This window comes from Acinetobacter sp. RF14B (assembly GCF_006864105.1).
Classification (GTDB): Bacteria; Pseudomonadota; Gammaproteobacteria; order Pseudomonadales; family Moraxellaceae; genus Acinetobacter; species Acinetobacter lwoffii_C.
This window is the reverse complement of the sequence record NZ_SMTB01000014.1, coordinates 23926-39959: the sequence shown is the minus strand read 5'-3', so window position 1 is coordinate 39959 and position 16034 is coordinate 23926. Positions and strand designations below refer to the sequence as shown.

15 protein-coding genes and 1 pseudogene are annotated in these 16034 nt (G+C 44.0%); 6 read left to right on the top strand and 10 right to left on the bottom strand.

Going from position 1 to position 16034, the window contains the following annotated elements; all coding sequences use genetic code 11:
• The 3 genes from purT to E2K52_RS03925 form a co-directional block, all read right to left on the bottom strand.
• Nucleotides 1-1125, bottom strand: a 1125-nt coding sequence (gene purT, locus E2K52_RS03935) for a formate-dependent phosphoribosylglycinamide formyltransferase (RefSeq protein ID WP_171478800.1), incomplete at its 3' end; no start/stop codon positions are given.
• 786 nt (nt 1126-1911) lie between these two features.
• Nucleotides 1912-2259, bottom strand: coding sequence for an L-valine transporter subunit YgaH (gene ygaH / locus E2K52_RS03930; RefSeq protein WP_151203869.1), 348 nt, complete (start codon nt 2257-2259; stop codon nt 1912-1914).
• Nucleotides 2256-2984, bottom strand: coding sequence for an AzlC family ABC transporter permease (locus tag E2K52_RS03925; RefSeq protein ID WP_171478799.1), 729 nt, complete (start codon nt 2982-2984; stop codon nt 2256-2258). The genes ygaH and E2K52_RS03925 overlap by 4 nt, the downstream gene beginning before the upstream one ends.
• Nucleotides 2985-3110: 126 nt before the next feature.
• On the opposite strand from E2K52_RS03925, the gene E2K52_RS03920 reads away from it, so the two are divergent.
• Nucleotides 3111-3608 (top strand): hypothetical protein, encoded by a 498-nt coding sequence (locus tag E2K52_RS03920; protein ID WP_151203867.1) that lies wholly within the window; start codon nt 3111-3113, stop codon nt 3606-3608.
• 76 nt (nt 3609-3684) lie between these two features.
• Here the strand turns inward: E2K52_RS03920 and E2K52_RS03915 are convergent, their stop codons facing one another.
• Entirely contained in the window at nt 3685-4938 is a 1254-nt protein-coding gene (locus tag E2K52_RS03915) for a L,D-transpeptidase family protein (RefSeq protein ID WP_151203866.1), read from the bottom strand.
• 204 nt (nt 4939-5142) lie between these two features.
• Between E2K52_RS03915 and hemE the strand changes: the two genes are divergently transcribed.
• The 5 genes and pseudogenes from hemE (at nt 5143) to E2K52_RS03890 (ending at nt 11204) form a co-directional block, all read left to right on the top strand.
• Entirely contained in the window at nt 5143-6213 is a 1071-nt protein-coding gene (hemE, locus tag E2K52_RS03910) for a uroporphyrinogen decarboxylase (protein WP_151203865.1), read from the top strand.
• A gap of 10 nt (nt 6214-6223) precedes the next feature.
• The gene (locus E2K52_RS03905; RefSeq protein WP_151203864.1) at nt 6224-7030 is read left to right on the top strand and encodes a DUF817 family protein; all 807 of its coding nucleotides are present in this window, start codon (nt 6224-6226) and stop codon (nt 7028-7030) included.
• Nucleotides 7031-7178: 148 nt separating this feature from the next.
• Entirely contained in the window at nt 7179-7649 is a 471-nt protein-coding gene (locus E2K52_RS03900) for a DUF3015 family protein (protein ID WP_151203863.1), read from the top strand.
• Nucleotides 7650-7713: 64 nt separating this feature from the next.
• On the top strand, nt 7714-9600 hold the full coding sequence (locus E2K52_RS03895; RefSeq protein ID WP_151203862.1) for a DUF4105 domain-containing protein: 1887 nt from the start codon (nt 7714-7716) through the stop codon (nt 9598-9600).
• Between the two features lie 203 nt (nt 9601-9803).
• Nucleotides 9804-11204 (top strand): annotated as a pseudogene (locus E2K52_RS03890) (diguanylate cyclase).
• 19 nt (nt 11205-11223) lie between these two features.
• On the opposite strand, the gene E2K52_RS03885 reads toward E2K52_RS03890, so the two are convergent.
• The 6 genes from E2K52_RS03885 to trpD form a co-directional block, all read right to left on the bottom strand.
• Nucleotides 11224-11778: a DUF4385 domain-containing protein gene (locus E2K52_RS03885; RefSeq protein WP_151203861.1), complete on the bottom strand. Its 555-nt coding sequence runs from the start codon at nt 11776-11778 to the stop codon at nt 11224-11226.
• Between the two features lie 223 nt (nt 11779-12001).
• A complete protein-coding gene (locus tag E2K52_RS03880) occupies nt 12002-12358 on the bottom strand; it encodes a cupin domain-containing protein (RefSeq protein ID WP_151203860.1) in 357 nt (118 codons plus the stop codon).
• Nucleotides 12359-12415: 57 nt separating this feature from the next.
• Complete coding sequence (folE, locus tag E2K52_RS03875; RefSeq protein ID WP_171478796.1) at nt 12416-12964, bottom strand: GTP cyclohydrolase I FolE; 549 nt, start codon at nt 12962-12964, stop codon at nt 12416-12418.
• Between the two features lie 94 nt (nt 12965-13058).
• The gene (locus tag E2K52_RS03870; RefSeq protein WP_151203858.1) at nt 13059-13742 is read right to left on the bottom strand and encodes a Smr/MutS family protein; all 684 of its coding nucleotides are present in this window, start codon (nt 13740-13742) and stop codon (nt 13059-13061) included.
• 405 nt (nt 13743-14147) lie between these two features.
• Nucleotides 14148-14954, bottom strand: coding sequence for an indole-3-glycerol phosphate synthase TrpC (trpC, locus tag E2K52_RS03865; RefSeq protein ID WP_151203857.1), 807 nt, complete (start codon nt 14952-14954; stop codon nt 14148-14150).
• 20 nt (nt 14955-14974) lie between these two features.
• Nucleotides 14975-16021, bottom strand: coding sequence for an anthranilate phosphoribosyltransferase (gene trpD / locus E2K52_RS03860; protein WP_151203856.1), 1047 nt, complete (start codon nt 16019-16021; stop codon nt 14975-14977).
• Nucleotides 16022-16034: the final 13 nt, after the last annotated feature.

Here is a 16034-nt window from a genome sequence, read left to right as displayed (position 1 = left end):
CATACGACGACGCTTAAAGCCCTCAGGCTTGCCGAACAGGCGCACATCCGTATTCGGATTTGCTAAAGCAAGATTTAAGCCAGAAAATGAAAGATTATGGTCATCTACACCTGCATAAATCACGGCGCTGGCTGCAATGCTATGACGTTCGGTGTTGACAGGCAGGCCAAGAATCGCACGGGCATGCAGTTCAAACTCGCTCTGGAATTGTGAAGCTAAGGTGACCAGACCAGTATCATGCGGGCGCGGTGAAACTTCACTAAACCATACTTTGTCACCTTTAATAAAGAGTTCCACACCGAAAATCCCGCAGCCACCCAGTGCTGTTGTGACTTTATGGGCAATGCGTTGCGACTCTTCCAGCGCAGCCGGGGTCATTGGCTGAGGTTGCCAGCTTTCCACATAATCACCTGAATCCTGACGGTGTCCGATTGGATCACAATAGGATGTTTCGATTACACCAGTTTGCGGATTTTTTGCACGTACTGTCAGCAAGGTAATTTCAAAATCAAAATCAATCTGCGACTCAACAATCACTTTACCATGATTGATCCGGCCACCAGTCTGTGCATGGTCCCAGGCAGCATCTACTTCTGCAAAGCTTTTTACGCGGGACTGACCTTTGCCTGAAGAGGACATCACCGGTTTCACAAAGTTTGGATAACCAATGTCATCACAGGCAGCACGGAACGATTCTAGGGTGTCTGCAAAACGATAAGCCGAGGTCGGCAGGCCCAGTTCTTCGGCGGCCAGACGGCGAATACCTTCACGGTTCATGGTCAGATTCACCGCTTTAGCAGAAGGAATCACCGTTGCAATTTTCTGTTCTTCAATCTCTAGCAGAACTTCGGTGGCAATCGCTTCAATTTCCGGAACAATCAGATGAGGCTGAACTTGCTGAATCAACTGTCTGAGTTCTGTGGCATTTGCCATATTGAGCGTATGAGAATAGTGGGCTACCTGCATGGCAGGCGCGTCCGCATAACGGTCAGCCGCATGGACTTCAACACCCAAACGTTGGAGTGAAATAACCACTTCCTTGCCGAGTTCTCCTGAACCCAGTAAAAGAACTTTATACGCTGAAGCCTGTAGTGGAGTACCAATCGTCACGTTCATGTGTATTATCCATGCTTGATTTTATGGGCTTTTAGCATAGCAGAACTGCGTGTTCAGATAACCCTTGATTCACATAAAATTATGATATTGCCCAGCAGCTTTATTCATAAGGTTCTGATCATTTTATTATGTTGATGTGGGCGCAGGTTTCGGTTGGCTGTTTGGTAAATTTTGCAGGGGATAAATACAGCTTTGAGGATGGGTTTTTCCACTTATAGGATTTGATTGGGCTGAAGACCAAGCAGTACACGTTTTTAAAGTCTGCATGCGCCGAAAATAATATAAGCAGCCTAGTGGTAGAGCGATAAAGGGGAGAGCTAAGCCGCTTTCAACACCTGTAAAAAAACATTGCATCATTAAGCAATTGAGTGAAATTTCCTGTCATCAGCAAGAAAAAGTCAGAGTATTTTGAATGTAGAGTGGGAAGAGTGGAGGAAATCAGACTCCAAAGACTAATAATTATTTTTAGGATATAAGTGTAGAACCAGCTGAATTTGATTCAGCATGGCAATGATTTTATTTTGATCATGTTTTTGAGGATAAATGATAGGAATCAGATCAGCAGCATGGTAATGAACTTCAGTGAAATGGCCACTAAAATTTTGTGCATTGATGACACACTCAAAATAACTGCTCGGGAGTTTGTTTTGAAAATAGGTAGAACGTCATCCCGTTTGGGATGAATAAAGACTTTTCATGCTCTGCACAATGATTTTCTTGTTTTTCTTCTGACTTATAAAGCCTTATGCTATTAATAGGATAAGGCTTTATGTGCTTGGATTATTGAATAAAAACTTAAAAAGACACCGGAACATAGGTATAAACCAGACCGTAGGTTAAAGCGGCAATCAAGGTCGCCATGACAATTTTCTTAAATTTAAAATACAGACCACTCAGCACCATGAAGCCTATCAGCATGGCAAAACTTTTATTGGGCGTTTCTAAAAGGGGGGGCAAGGTTGCAACGACCAGCATCGAACTAATTGCAGCAATTCCAATGGAACCCAAGGCAATTTTTAACCATAAGGCACCACGTTTTTGTGAGCCTTGCTGAAATTTTTGAATAACAAAAAATGGTCCAAAGCGGGAAGCAAAGTTGGCAATCCCCACCAGAATTCCGACCAGAATAATTTCGAGATTCATCGAGGGTCTCCTGCATGTTCAGGATCAGGTCTCTGTAAAACATAATGCTTGAACAGGCCAGCAAAAATACCGGAACTGATACCGATAAAAATGGCTGCGGACAGGTCAATAAGATAGCAGGCAACCGCCGAGACAATAATGGTAACTGCCACGACAAAGCTATGTTTCTTCTCAAAGGCTGCCAGCAGGAAACTCAGGAATAAGGCAGGGAGCAAGAAGTCCAGTGCTGCTTGCAAAAATTGCGGTAAATTACTGACCTGATCGGCGAATAAACCACCCAGAAAAGAACCCAATGCCCATGATAGCCAGCTGAACAGGCTGAGGCCAAGCATCCAGGATTCAGACCATTCCTGACGCCGCTGTGATAGTTTGATCATGCCAGAAGCAAAGACTTCGTCGGTCAGACCCCAAGACCAGACAGCTGTTTTTTTCAGGTTCAGACGATCCTGAATCAGGTTTTGCAGGGCAGGGCCATACAACAAGTGACGAATGTCTAAAGCAATGACAGTCAGCGCCGTCATCCAGATAGAAGTACCACTGCCGAGTAACGCAACCACCAGAAACTGACTGGCACCAGCATACATCGAACAGGACAGGAACAGGGCTTCCCAGGCCGTAAAGCCGAATTGAGTCGCTGAAACACCGAAAGCAAACGACACCGGCAGATAGGTGAAGATAATCGCCTGGCTGTCTTTTGCACCTTGCCAGAATCCGGCAGGCTGCATTGCGGATGGATTGTGCTCTGTCACGAAACACCTGCAGGAGAGTTGAACAAGAGGTCAAATGAAGATTGTGTATTGTACGCGAATTTACTAGCATAGTGCCGAATTTTTTAAAAAGGCGAGCCTGATATGCTGATGTTTAAGACACGTGCAATGCTGACTGTTTCTTTAATAAGCAGTGTATTGTTGCTGCAAGCCTGTGGAAATGACCACCAGTCGCCTGAACAAGCTCAGATTAAACCTGCACCAAAGCTGACAAATGATGCTACGACCTATGCCAATGCGGCCTGGAAACTGATCAATGAAGTCGACCCTCTGGTGTATAACAGACAGCTGGATCAACTGGAAAAACAGGTGCGTGAACCTGCCCGTAAGCTCAGCACCGACTGGCGGATTAATGTCAAAATGACCGACTCGGTGACTGAAGGTAAATACGCATTATGCCGTAAGGCCTTAACCAGTCTGGAAATCTGGGCACGCACTACCCTTGAAAATGGGAGTAGTGTGGCTCAAAAGCAGGCGGATTATGAGCGGGACAAAAAGCAGTGTGAAAATGCAATTGCCAATCCGGCCTTAGGAAATACTGACCCTAAGCAAAAGGGTACCGCAATTGCCGAGATGCAATAAAAAACCAATTATCAATTTAGATTCTCAAACAAAAAGCCAGTCTTCACGACTGGCTTTTTGTTTGAATATTCAAAGATTATTCAAGGAACTTAACAGTCACACCAGACTTTACTTTTTTACCCAGGTCATTGGCATCCCAGTTGGTTAGGCGGATACAACCGTGTGAATAAGATTTGGAAATCAGAGAAGGATTCGGTGTACCGTGAATACCAAATGATTTTTTATTCAAGCCAATCCAGATATTCCCTACCGGACCGTTTGGACCTGGTGGTAAAGACAGTGGCTTTAAGTTTTTACCCTGAATAAAGTTTGACGGTGAGTAGCTATACCAAGGGTTTGGCGCAACACCAGTAATTTTGTATGTACCCGTTGGTGAAGGGGTGCTGGTGTTCCCGATACTGGCCGGGAATGAACCAATCATTTGATTTTTACTGTTAAATAAGTACAGCTGTTTTGCACCTTTATGCGCCACGATCAAATGAATACCTTCTGGAAGTTCATTACGTACATTTGTTACCAGAATTTTTTGGCCGACTTTGTTAAAGTTCGCATTCGGGTTTAACTTCTGCATGAAGTTTTGATCCATATGGAACTTTTCACTAAGCATTTCTAGCGAGCTGGTGTAATACAAGCCTTTCATTTTTGCCTGTTCAGCGTAATTGGAAGGAATAGACTTGACAAAAGGACCCGCCAGATCTTTTTCAGTGATAGTGTATTCAACAAAAGCAGGCTTGGAACCTTGACGTTCAATCAGTTTATCCCAGGTTTCTTTGGTCAGTACACCTGTAGGCTTAATGCCGTTCATTTGCTGAAAAGACGCGATAGCTTTCAGGGTGTTTTTACCGCTGGTTCCATCAATTGCACCTGGTGAAGCATGAGCATTATTCAACATGACATGCGCACGTGCATATACCGGGAACTGACCCGCACCAATATTTTCATACCAGGTGGCGTTATTGAGACCATCTAGGGTCCACGACGCTTTAGTTGCTACCGAACTGGCATTTTTACTGGCAGCTGCAGGTGCAACGCCGCTATCGGCATTTTGGTCTTCAGTATTCTGCAAGGTATTTAAAGCTGCAGATGCTTGATCCAGCTCTTTTTTTTCTTGTGCTGTAATTTGAGCTTCTTCTGTTGGGGCATTGGTCGTCTGGCGGGTTGCAGGAGCTTGTGCCGCCGAGGACTCAAGTGCCAGAGGATCAATAGGGTCTTGCACTGAAACATCAGTGGCCATTTGCGGGTTCAATGGTTGTTCAGCAGTAGACGCAGCGAAAACAGTACCTGCGAAAATGCAACCTAGACTCACAGCGAGCATTGTGCGAACGAACATGTAACTCAACCTTAATTTACTTCTTTAACTATGTGAAAAAACACTGTAAGTATTACAGAAAAAATGTGTAGATGCAGTAGTTCTTTTGTGTAAATCTATCCCTTGCCATTTCTCATGATCGGTTTTTAAAGTTATGAGAAGTTATTCAAAATGCGGGCTTTTTGTTATGATGGGTTTCATCTTCAAGTATAGATAGGAAAGTGAATGACGACCTTAAAAAATGATCGTTTTCTGCGCGCATTATTACGTGAACCTGTAGATACCACACCTGTGTGGATGATGCGTCAAGCAGGCCGTTATTTACCAGAATATCGTGAAACCCGTGCCCAGGCGGGAGACTTCCTTTCTCTTTGTAAAAATACTGAGTTGGCGTGTGAGGTCACTTTACAGCCTTTACGCCGCTATGATCTGGATGCTGCGATCCTGTTTTCAGACATCTTGACCGTACCCGATGCTTTGGGTTTGGGATTGTATTTTGAAGCGGGTGAAGGTCCAAAGTTTCATAAGACAGTCCGCACCGAGCAGGATGTAGCAAATTTACCTGCATTTAATGCCAAGTCTGACCTGGACTATGTCATGAAGGCGGTATCTACCATCCGTTCGGCCTTGGGGGGGCAGGTGCCATTAATCGGTTTCTCTGGCAGTCCATGGACGTTGGCCACTTATATGGTTGAAGGTGGTTCGAGCAAAGATTTCCGCTTTACCAAACACATGATGTATGCCCAGCCTGAAGTCATGCATGCATTGTTACAGCGTCTGGCTGATGCAGTGATCGAATATCTGAATGCCCAGATTGACGCAGGTGCCCAGGCCGTACAGATTTTTGACAGCTGGGGCGGGGCGTTGGCGCACCGTGAATATATTGAGTTTTCACTGAATTATATGCAGAAAATTGTGGCTGGCTTGCAGCGTGAGAAAGATGGTCGCAAGATTCCGGTCATCCTGTTCACCAAAGGTGGCGGACAGTGGCTGGAGCCAATGGTTGCTACTGGTGCAGATGCTTTTGGTCTGGACTGGACGACGCCACTGAATGTAGCGCGCCAAACCGTTGCGGGCCGTGCCGCGCTACAAGGTAACCTTGATCCGGCAACTTTGTATGGATCCCATGAGTCGATTGTGAAAGCCACCAAGCTGATGCTGGATGATGCCTATGCCAATGGCGAAAAAACAGGTTATATCGCTAACTTGGGGCATGGTATTACCCAGTGGGTTGATCCGGCCAACCCGACAGCCTTTGTTGATACCGTACATGAGTATAGTGCCAAGTACCTGTAGGATGTAAGCCTTGATCGATTTTATAAAATCAGGGTTTGAATTTACTTATAAGGCAGCTTCGGCTGCCTTATTTGGGATTCTACTGTTGCTCGCCTTTGCCCTGACAGCTTCCATGGGAAGCGAACTGCTGTATGGTTTCTATCGTTACGACTATCTCTTGTTTTTTGCCCTGATGATTCAGGTGGTTCTGCTATATACCAAGCTGGAATCTTGGGCAGAAGCGAAAGTGATTGCGTTGTTTCACCTGATGGCCATGGTGATGGAAATTTTCCTGACCCATCCGGCGATTGGCTCGTGGCATTACCCGCAACCCGCCATTTTTAAAATTCTGACTGTGCCTTTATTTGCCGGATTTATGTATTCGGCTGTCGGAAGCTTCTTTGCGCGTTCCTTACGTCTTTATCAGGTGTCATTTGAGAGATTACCGAGCTTTGCTAATATGCTGGCGCTGGCGGTTCTGTCCTATATCAACTTTATGAGCAAATTTTTTATTCCGGATTACCGGATGATTTTATTTGCCTGGAGTGTGGTGATTTTCTGGAAAACCAAAATCCGTTTTCAATTGAATCGACATGCTTTTCAGTTGCCAATGTTGCCCGTGCTGCTGCTATTGGCATTTATCATTTGGGTCGCTGAAAATATCAGTACCTTTTATCAGATCTGGCTTTATCCGAGTCAGATTGAACAATGGCATATGGTGGGCTGGGGGAAACTCGGTTCATGGTACTTGCTGCTGCTGCTCAGTCTGGTGCTGGTATTGAAAATTCTCGGGCAACGTCAGCTCGATGGAGCCTGGCATTTAAAAGAACAAGATTGAGCCGGTTGCTGAGAAAGCAACCTGTCGAACTTGAAACAAAATGTTTTGCCTTTAAGCACCGTTGACGTTATTCTAGCCACGGTGTAATAAAAATTACCTAATTGTGAATAATTAAAAACACTTAGATAAACTTTTTGGAGAAGTAATCATGTTGAAAAAACTAGCTTTAGCTGCAGTACTTGCAGTGGGTTCAACTGCAGCATTTGCTGACCGTGATGCAGGTTGTGGTATTGGAAGTCAAGTCTGGGCAGGTCAGTCTGGTAAAGTGCCTAAAATTTTGGCAGCAACGACCAACGGTATTTTTGCTAACCAGTTATTCGGTATCACTTTTGGTACTTTGGGTTGTAGCGGTACAGGTACAGTAACCGCCCAAGTGGTTACATTTACCAATGAAAATGCTGAATCACTCGCGCGTGATATGGCGGTTGGTCAGGGCGAAAGCTTAAACGTATTGGCTGAATTGCTAAATATCAAAGCTGAAGATAAAGCACGTTTCTTCGCTATTTCTAAGCAAAACTTTGCTTCAATCTATGCAACTGAAAATGAAACTTCACTAGAAGTATTGTCTTCTCTGCAAACTGTCATGGCAAATGACGACGTATTAAAAGCTTACGTTTAATATGTCAAAAACCCTGTCGCTTGACAGGGTTTTTTCTATCTAAAAATAAATTTCCTGTTCTAATATGAAATCTTGCGTTGCCCTTATAATCCTTGCTGCACTGTCTACACTAAGTTGTCCATCCTTTGCCGGTCCGGCAGATCCATTTATTCAACAGGCTCAAAGTAATAAGCTGGCTCAAGATATCATTTGGCAACGTTTGATGTACGCTGATGCCAAACAGCATAGCGAAGTGAGCTATTCAGGCTATTTCTATCATGAACAGGGTGCCCAAAATCTGGAACTGGAGTTGGCCAGTAATATTCAGGCACTGTTTCAAACGGCTGAACCTGATCAATCTATTCGTTGCCGTTTCCCGGCGCGGAGCCAGTTTCTCATTAAAAGCTTAAAGATACCTCATGCTGCTTTACCAGAAGTGGCTTGCCCTGAGTTGAATCAGTGGCTGACTGAAATTAAACCGTATAAAGCGACGCTGATTTATGCCACCGACTTTATGGGCAATCCCAGCTCAATGTTCGGACATACTTTGCTGCGTTTGGATCCTAAAGATCAGCAACAGCTAAATCTGGTGTCTTATGCGGTGAACTATGCGGCCACTGTCGAAGGTGAGCAAAGCTGGTCTTATGCCTGGAAAGGTTTAACCGGGCAGTATCCAGGTGAATATTCCCTGATGCCGTATTATCGTAAAGTTAAAGAATATGGGGATTTCGAAAGTCGCGACCTTTGGGAATATGAACTGGCTTTAAGTGCGGAAGAAACCAGATTTCTAGTCCAGCATATTTGGGAAATGAAACATGTACAATTTCCCTATTATTTTATTCAGGACAATTGTGCTTACCGTTTATTAGGCTTAATCGATCTGGTACGCCCACACGCCAATTTGCAGCAACAGTTTAAGGCAGTCTCCATCCCGCTTGAAACTATTAAAGCCTTGGATGATGAACAGCTGATCAAAGACGTGGTATATCGTCCTGCTCTGGAAACCCAGTTACTGGCACAGGCCAGACAGCATGGTCACAAGCTGGCAAAAGTAGCCCATCAAATTTCCATGTCTGAACCGCGGGAACATGGTCAGATACTCGAATCTTACTCAGCCGAAAACCAGGCCAAGATTCTGGAAATGGCCTATGATGACTTGTATCTGCATTTTCTCGCCCGAAAAATTGATCCTCAGGTGGCGCAGCCACGTTTAAGGCAGATTCTGGTGCAACGAAGCCAGTTGGCCCTTGAGAAGCAACGCCTGAATGTCGCCGTACCCAAGACCAATCCTGTGCAAGCGCATGATGCACGTCATCTTTCTTTTAAAGCCGGTGAGGTTCAAGGCCAGACCTTTGTCGAGATCGGTCATCGTCAGGCTTATCATGACCTGATTGATCCACAAGGAGGATTGCGTACCGGAACCCAACTGCTGTTTTTGGATGGTGCTCTGCAATATCGCCAGGATCGGTTGAAGCTGAAGCTTCTGGATCTATTAACCGTCAATTCCTATAATCCGATTCATGCTTTTAAAACGCCCTTATCCTGGGGATTTAACTTGGGCTGGCAACAAGAAGCTCTGGATTCAGCGGGCCATTTTAGTCGTGAAAGCCAGCATGGGGTTGCTAACTTAAATGTGCAGGCCGGTTATAGCTGGGCCAATGCAACACGTGAACATCTATGTTATACACAGCTACAAAATCATTTACAGGCAGGCAAAGCCCTGGATCAAGGTTGGCGTGTAGGAGCTGGTCCGACCATCGGCTGTCAGAATGTCTGGAATGAGCAGCTCAATAGTCTGATACAAGTAGAATTGCCATATTGGGAAGATTCACATCAATGGCAGCTGAAATTGAAGACCCAATTTCAGTATACCTGGACCCCACAATATGCAATTCGGGGGGGCTGGGAATATCAGCGACAAAACCATCAAGATTGGGAACAGTGGAGTCTGAGCCTGATCCGTTATTTCTAGAGAATAAAAATTGAGTTGGCTATTCTAATTTTTGACCTGAGCTTAAAATATAGGCGGTATTATTATAGGGGTGGTTGGTTGTTTTGTTAACTTGATCACTATTATTTAAATAATAGTGATAATATTCATACTATAATGTATAAATTGTATTGTATTTATTAAAGAATGTCATTGAAAATTGCAAATATCAGGAACTCCATCCTATGAATAATGAAAATATGGCAATGCTGGCCGAGCAGTGGGAACAGATATGTCAAAATTATTCATCTGATGCTTTATTACAAGCCTTACAGTTTGTTTAGGAGCATTCGGTTGTTCTGGTGGATGAGTTTTATAAAAATATGCTGCTCGAAAAAGAATCTGCACAATTTTTAACAGATAAACTGGTCCAGCAGCGCTTGCATACGACCTTAATCCAATGGTTATCGGAAAGTTTTAGTGTTCCGGTAAATAAGGATTATATGCAAGCGGTACAAAGACAGGCGATGGTCGGCCATGTCCATGCGCGTATTGGTATTCCTGCCTGGCTCATTATGCGCGGTGTGCGTGAAATCCAGTATATGGTCTTTCAATTATTGGGTTTAAACCCATCTGCCCATGCTTTTACCACCTGTAGTTATATTATAGAAGTCATGGGATTTGCTACAGAAATTATGTGTCGTTCCTATGAGGCCAAAACAGTAGCGAATCAGGAAATCAAGCATAGCTATCGTATATTTTCTGCGATGCAGGATGTTGCAGTACAAAAAGACAAGCAGCGCAGTGCCTTGCTGGACTGGGAAAATGATTTGATGTTCAAGGTGTTTTCAGGCACTGGCCCGTTCAGACATCCGATGTTGTCCAAGTCTGAATTTGGACTTTGGTTTATTCATAAGGCAGCCTATGCTTTTGCAGAGTCAGATCAGGTCGATCTGGTCATCAAGCGGATTTATCAGGTTGATGAAGTGAATAAAGCTATAGGGGAATGTACAGAAAACACTAACATGCTGGGGTTGATTCAACACATCCGTGATATTAACCGTGAAATCCAGCATCTGGTAGACCAATTGTTTCAGGTGGCTGATTATATTGAAGCCGGGAATGATTCATTGACTCAGCTGCTCAATCGCCGTTATTTAAATACGATTATTTCTCGCGAAATCAGCTACTCACGGCAAAACCAGACGCCTTTGTCTCTATTGGCAATTGATGCCGACTTTTTTAAAAATATTAATGACAAGTTCGGTCACACAGCGGGGGATGTTGCGCTGAAATTTATTGCTGAAGCCTTGCAGAGGTATAGTCAGGGCAGTGATTATGCTTTTCGTCTCGGTGGCGAAGAATTTTTACTGCTGCTAGTAGATGCCGATGAGAAACGTACGCGCCATATTGCAGAGAGTATTCGTCAATATGTGGAAAATAGCCTGATCAATGACGGACAGGGACAGTGCTTTAAACTGACGGTCAGTATCGGCTGTGTCTTATTTGATGGTCATCCTGATTATCAGAAATTCCTGGATGCAGCTGATGCTGCATTGTATATGGCAAAAAATACTGGCCGAAATCTGGTGTATATGGCTAAGCCTCCCTCTTGTGGACAGATTAAACAGCAAAGAAGGGCTTAAATGCTGGAGAGCGTAGGTTTTAATCTGAGGGTTGCTGCTGGATAAAAGCCAGAAACTTTTGTTTTAGCTGAATATAATCGGGATGAGCTTTGGCTTCATCCCACTTCTGCTTAAAAATTTTTGCTGCCGCTGCTTTGACAGGGTCTTCTGGACTTCGTGGGATTTCATCCCGGCCATGTGAACCGCTTAACCCTTTTTTATCTTCAGGTACAGGGCCTGCATATTTTTTACCGCTTTTATGATTGGCATAACGCCGGGCACGGGTATAACCCATCTGCAAAAACTTGCGTGCCATATCTGCGCCTACAAAATCATTCTGCTGTAAATATTCTAAGAATAGAGCATAAATTTTTGCGCTGCTAAGCTGAGCTTTTTCTGCATCGGCAAAGCGCCAGTACGGCAAAATTTCCGATTTATAAGGCTCGACCAACAACACACCTTGTTCTCCACGACCAATCCGGTATAAATCCGGACGCTTGCGAAAATCGATCTTTTTAAAATCGAGAGAATAATCAAAGCTAGATGAATATACACGTGAAGTACGTTTAGGTGGATCTAACGGTTTTTTGTTCATGCCTTTACTACTCCAGCAAATAGAAGTGCTATATATGTTGCAATGAGAGCAGTAAAAAATCAGTAGGACATTATGGCAGGAAATGTATTGTCAATTTAAAATAAAGCAAAGGTAGCTGATTCTTCCGGCTATTTTGACGGGACTAATACTGAAATGATTTCAGTATTAAGGAGTCTGGGGACTGAATCAAACAGTTTAAAATTTCTTATTGTGTGAAAGATATTTAGTATTCAACCACCACATAATACTTTTTAACCGCTTCGACGACTTCAAACGTGCCGGTAAATGCAGGGGGAATGATACCGGCTTCGCCCGCTTTTACCTCAATAAATGACTGGCTCTGGGTATCATGTATACGGACTACACCTTCAATGACCTGAAAAAATTCCTGTTTATTTTCAGCAAATTGAATATTCCATGCCCCTACTTCACAATTCCAGATTCCGCAGTCCATATGCGGATGCTCATAAGCGCTATAGGTCAGACGTTTTGGATTTCCCTGAACCAGACGCTCCGGCCTTGGATAGTCGACACTGGCCTCAGTTTGACTTAAACCCTGACCTGCAATCCAAATTGACATTTTCTGATAACCTCATCCGGATAAAAAAGCCTCGACATGCGTTGAGGCTTTGAGGGATTAATAACTTTCTGGCACGGCACTTAAAAATTCACGACGTTCTTCTTTATTGGTTTTAAAATCTCCGATAAAAGAAACCGTACGTGTCGTTGATTCCTGTTTGCCTACACCACGCATCATCATACACATATGTGCAGAATCGATCATGACCGCAACACCGCGCGCTTTGGTCACTTCTGCGACAGCCTCGGCAATTTGCTGGGTCAGGTTTTCCTGAATTTGCAGGCGACGCGCAAACATTTCGGTAATACGGGCAAATTTGGACAAGCCGAGCACATGACCTTCAGGCAGATAGGCAATATGTACACGACCATAGAATGGCAATAAATGATGTTCACAGAGTGAATAGAACTCGATATTTTTTACCAAAACCATTTCACGGTTATCCGAAGGAAACACCGCGCTGTTGGTGACTTCTTCAAGAACTTGGCTATAACCTGAGGTCAAATACGAAAAGGCTTTCGCAGCACGCATGGGCGTATCTTTGAGGCCAGGGCGATTTAAATCTTCACCAACGGCAGTAAGAATGTTTGCGTAGGATTGCTGCATAGTCATATGACATATTCACTTAAACTGAGAATGAAACAAGGAGGGCATTGTAGCAGAAAACTATTACAATGCCTTATTTTAGGGTGGAATCCGATTAATGTTTAAACTTTGGATTTTTTTCTGCGCGTTTTAGCAGAACCAGCACGGCACCAGTGCCTCCCTGTCTTTCCGGTGCACTGACAAAGGCCAGAACATCACGATGTTGACGTAACCAGCCGTTGACATAGGTTTTTAAAATTGCTTCAGGACCTTTGCCATGAACAATTTTGATCACATTCTGGTTTTCGTCTTTGGCCATCTGAATGATTTGTAGTACAGCCTGACGGGCTTCCTCGACAGTACAGCCATGCAGGTCAACGGCTTCAAACCAGCGTAAATTGCCGGCTTTTAAATCTTCAAAGACTTTGTGCTGTAAAGTTGCAATACGGTAACTTAAGTTTGCCTGACTTCCAACAGGATTGAGCATCGCCTGAGTATCGGATAAGGCAGCCTGATCCGTTTCCATTGGACCTTCGGCAGCTGCACGCTTGGCCAGCGTCTGGGCATCCACTTTCTTTTTTGGCATTTTCTCTATTTTGGCAATATTGCCCTGAGTTATTTTTTGCACTCCCTGCATCTGCTTGCGAAACAGCTCAAGATCATCCTCCTGCGCTTGTTCAGGTGTCTTTTCAACAGGCGTAACAGGAGCCACCTGTGGGTGTGGATTGCTGATTTGTTTTTTAAACTGTTTCAGCAAATTGAACTGGTCTTTGGAAAGTGAAGAATCGTGTTTGCTCATAATGAAAAAAACAGGAGAGAAATGCAAAATTTAACTAAATTATAGTCCTGAATTGCATAAAAGAGAACTGACTTGCATTTATAGCTGCATATAGAAAAATTCAAGGCCGGAGAGTTACAGGGAAATCATAAGATCTTCACGTAGTTATGAGGATAAATAAGTGTGATTTAAGTCTCTATCAGGGGGATTGAGTAGACAAAATATAATCAGGAGAACTTATCAGAAGAGCTATTTATGTGGAGAGGATGAAAGCAGCAGCTGGCCCATATGCGCTTATTGTATTCTCAAACGGTCTTTTTTACTTAAGCGCTTAGAGCTGCTATTGATACTTAGGCCATAGTAAAGCTTGAGTGAAAAATTAAAAACCCGATTCTGAAATCGGGTTTTTTAAAAGCTTGTTAATTCTTAAACAGTTTCTGGCTCACCAAATAACTCATAGAAAGCATGGTCAGGACGCGGCTGTTTCATAAAGCTTTCACCGACCAGAAAGGCATGAATATCCTGTTCCTGCATCATGCTGACGTCAGCAGGTGTAGCGATACCGCTTTCAGTGACCAGTAAGCGTGACGGATCAAGTAATTTTTTCAGCCGAATTGAGGTGTTTAAGTCCACCTCAAAGGTTTTTAAATTACGGTTATTCACACCAAGCAGACAGCGGTCAGAAAGTTTTAAGGCACGTCCCAGCTCTTCCTCATCATGTACTTCGACCAGCACATCAAGATTATGTTCAAATGCAGTCTTGGACATTTCCTCTAATTGCTGGTCTGATAAAGATGCCACGATCAGCAAAATACAGTCAGCATGCAGGGCACGTGCCTCGATGACCCCATACGGGTCGATCAGGAAGTCTTTACGCAGGGCAGGCAGGCTAGAATGTGAACGTGCGATCTGAATATTTGCATCTGCACCGTGGAAAAAATCCTCATCGGTCAGTACCGATAAACAGGCTGCACCAGCTTCTTCATACTGCTGTGCAATCTCTGCCGGATTAAAATTTTCCCGGATAATCCCTTTTGAAGGTGAGGCTTTCTTGATTTCAGCAATCACCCCGGGACGTTTAGACAGGAGCGATTGGGTAAAACTACGCACTGGCGTCGCTGCCTGTGCCAGCTCTTCCAGGTCTTTGTAGCTGTGCTGCTTTAAACGTAGTGCAAATTCTTCTTTCTTGCGGTCAATAATTTTACCTAAAATTGTATTGGCGATATCAACCATGATAAAAACTCCTGACCTGTTTAAACTTCATATTGCTTGATGGTTTTTGTAAATTCAGAAAGTACACTCATTTTCTCAAGTGCCTGACCGCCATAAATAATATCATGCGCCAGCGCCACACCTTGCTTATAGCTGGTGGTTAAACCAGATACATAGATTCCGGCACCTGCATTCAGAGCAATCATATTGGCGGCCTTATAACCAATCTCGGATTTTTTCTTGCCGAGAGCATCTTTAATCAGCGCCAGACTTGTTGCAGAATCTTCCACAATTAACCCGGTTAATGTCTGGGATTCAATATCCACGAGTTCAGGCGTAATTTCCCATTCACTCACTTCACCATTTTTAAGCTCGGCCACATGGGTCGCAGAAGCCAGACTGATTTCATCTAAACCATCACGTGAATGCACCACCATCACATGTTCTGCCCCGAGCTGTTTCATGACCTCTGCAATTGGGCGGCATAATTCATTAGAAAATACACCAATCACCAGACGCTTTACTCCGGCCGGATTCGTAAGCGGGCCAAGTAAGTTAAAAATACTGCGAATACCCAGCTCTTTACGTGGACCAATCGCATATTTCATGGCCTTATGATGATTGGGTGCAAACAGGAAGCCGATACCAATGTCACGGATGCAGCGCTCAGTCTGCTGCATGTTCAGGTCAAGATGGATACCGGCCTGTTCCAGCAAATCAGAAGAACCAGATTTACTTGAAACTCCACGGTTCCCATGTTTGGCAATAGTTGCGCCTGCCGCCGCAATCACAAAGGCCGAGGCGGTAGAGACATTAAACAGGTTCTGTCCATCGCCACCTGTACCGACAATATCGACCAGATGCGGTATGTCGCTGACTTCAATTTTAGTTGCAAGTTCACGCATGACCCGTGCTGCGGCGGTGATTTCATCAATACTTTCACCTTTCAGGCGTAAACCCATGAGTAGGGCACCAATCTGTGCATCGGTAGTTTCGCCCGACATGATGCTACGCATCACATCTTCCATTTGTTCCTGAGTCAGATGAATATTTTTTGTAATATTACTTAATGCTTGTTGAATGTTCATTTATTGTGCTTCG

Excerpts from the sequence above, each read along its gene's own strand:
- ygaH (WP_151203869.1), bottom strand. The coding sequence starts at position 2,259 with ATGAATCTCGAAATTATTCTGGTCGGAATTCTGGTGGGGATTGCCAAC.
- E2K52_RS03925 (WP_171478799.1), bottom strand. The coding sequence starts at position 2,984 with ATGCAGCCTGCCGGATTCTGGCAAGGTGCAAAAGACAGCCAGGCGATT.
- E2K52_RS03920 (WP_151203867.1), top strand. The coding sequence starts at position 3,111 with ATGCTGATGTTTAAGACACGTGCAATGCTGACTGTTTCTTTAATAAGC.
- E2K52_RS03915 (WP_151203866.1), bottom strand. The coding sequence starts at position 4,938 with ATGTTCGTTCGCACAATGCTCGCTGTGAGTCTAGGTTGCATTTTCGCA.
- hemE (WP_151203865.1), top strand. The coding sequence starts at position 5,143 with ATGACGACCTTAAAAAATGATCGTTTTCTGCGCGCATTATTACGTGAA.
- E2K52_RS03900 (WP_151203863.1), top strand. The coding sequence starts at position 7,179 with ATGTTGAAAAAACTAGCTTTAGCTGCAGTACTTGCAGTGGGTTCAACT.
- E2K52_RS03895 (WP_151203862.1), top strand. The coding sequence starts at position 7,714 with ATGAAATCTTGCGTTGCCCTTATAATCCTTGCTGCACTGTCTACACTA.
- E2K52_RS03885 (WP_151203861.1), bottom strand. The coding sequence starts at position 11,778 with ATGAACAAAAAACCGTTAGATCCACCTAAACGTACTTCACGTGTATAT.
- E2K52_RS03880 (WP_151203860.1), bottom strand. The coding sequence starts at position 12,358 with ATGTCAATTTGGATTGCAGGTCAGGGTTTAAGTCAAACTGAGGCCAGT.
- folE (WP_171478796.1), bottom strand. The coding sequence starts at position 12,964 with ATGCAGCAATCCTACGCAAACATTCTTACTGCCGTTGGTGAAGATTTA.
- E2K52_RS03870 (WP_151203858.1), bottom strand. The coding sequence starts at position 13,742 with ATGAGCAAACACGATTCTTCACTTTCCAAAGACCAGTTCAATTTGCTG.
- trpC (WP_151203857.1), bottom strand. The coding sequence starts at position 14,954 with ATGGTTGATATCGCCAATACAATTTTAGGTAAAATTATTGACCGCAAG.
- trpD (WP_151203856.1), bottom strand. The coding sequence starts at position 16,021 with ATGAACATTCAACAAGCATTAAGTAATATTACAAAAAATATTCATCTG.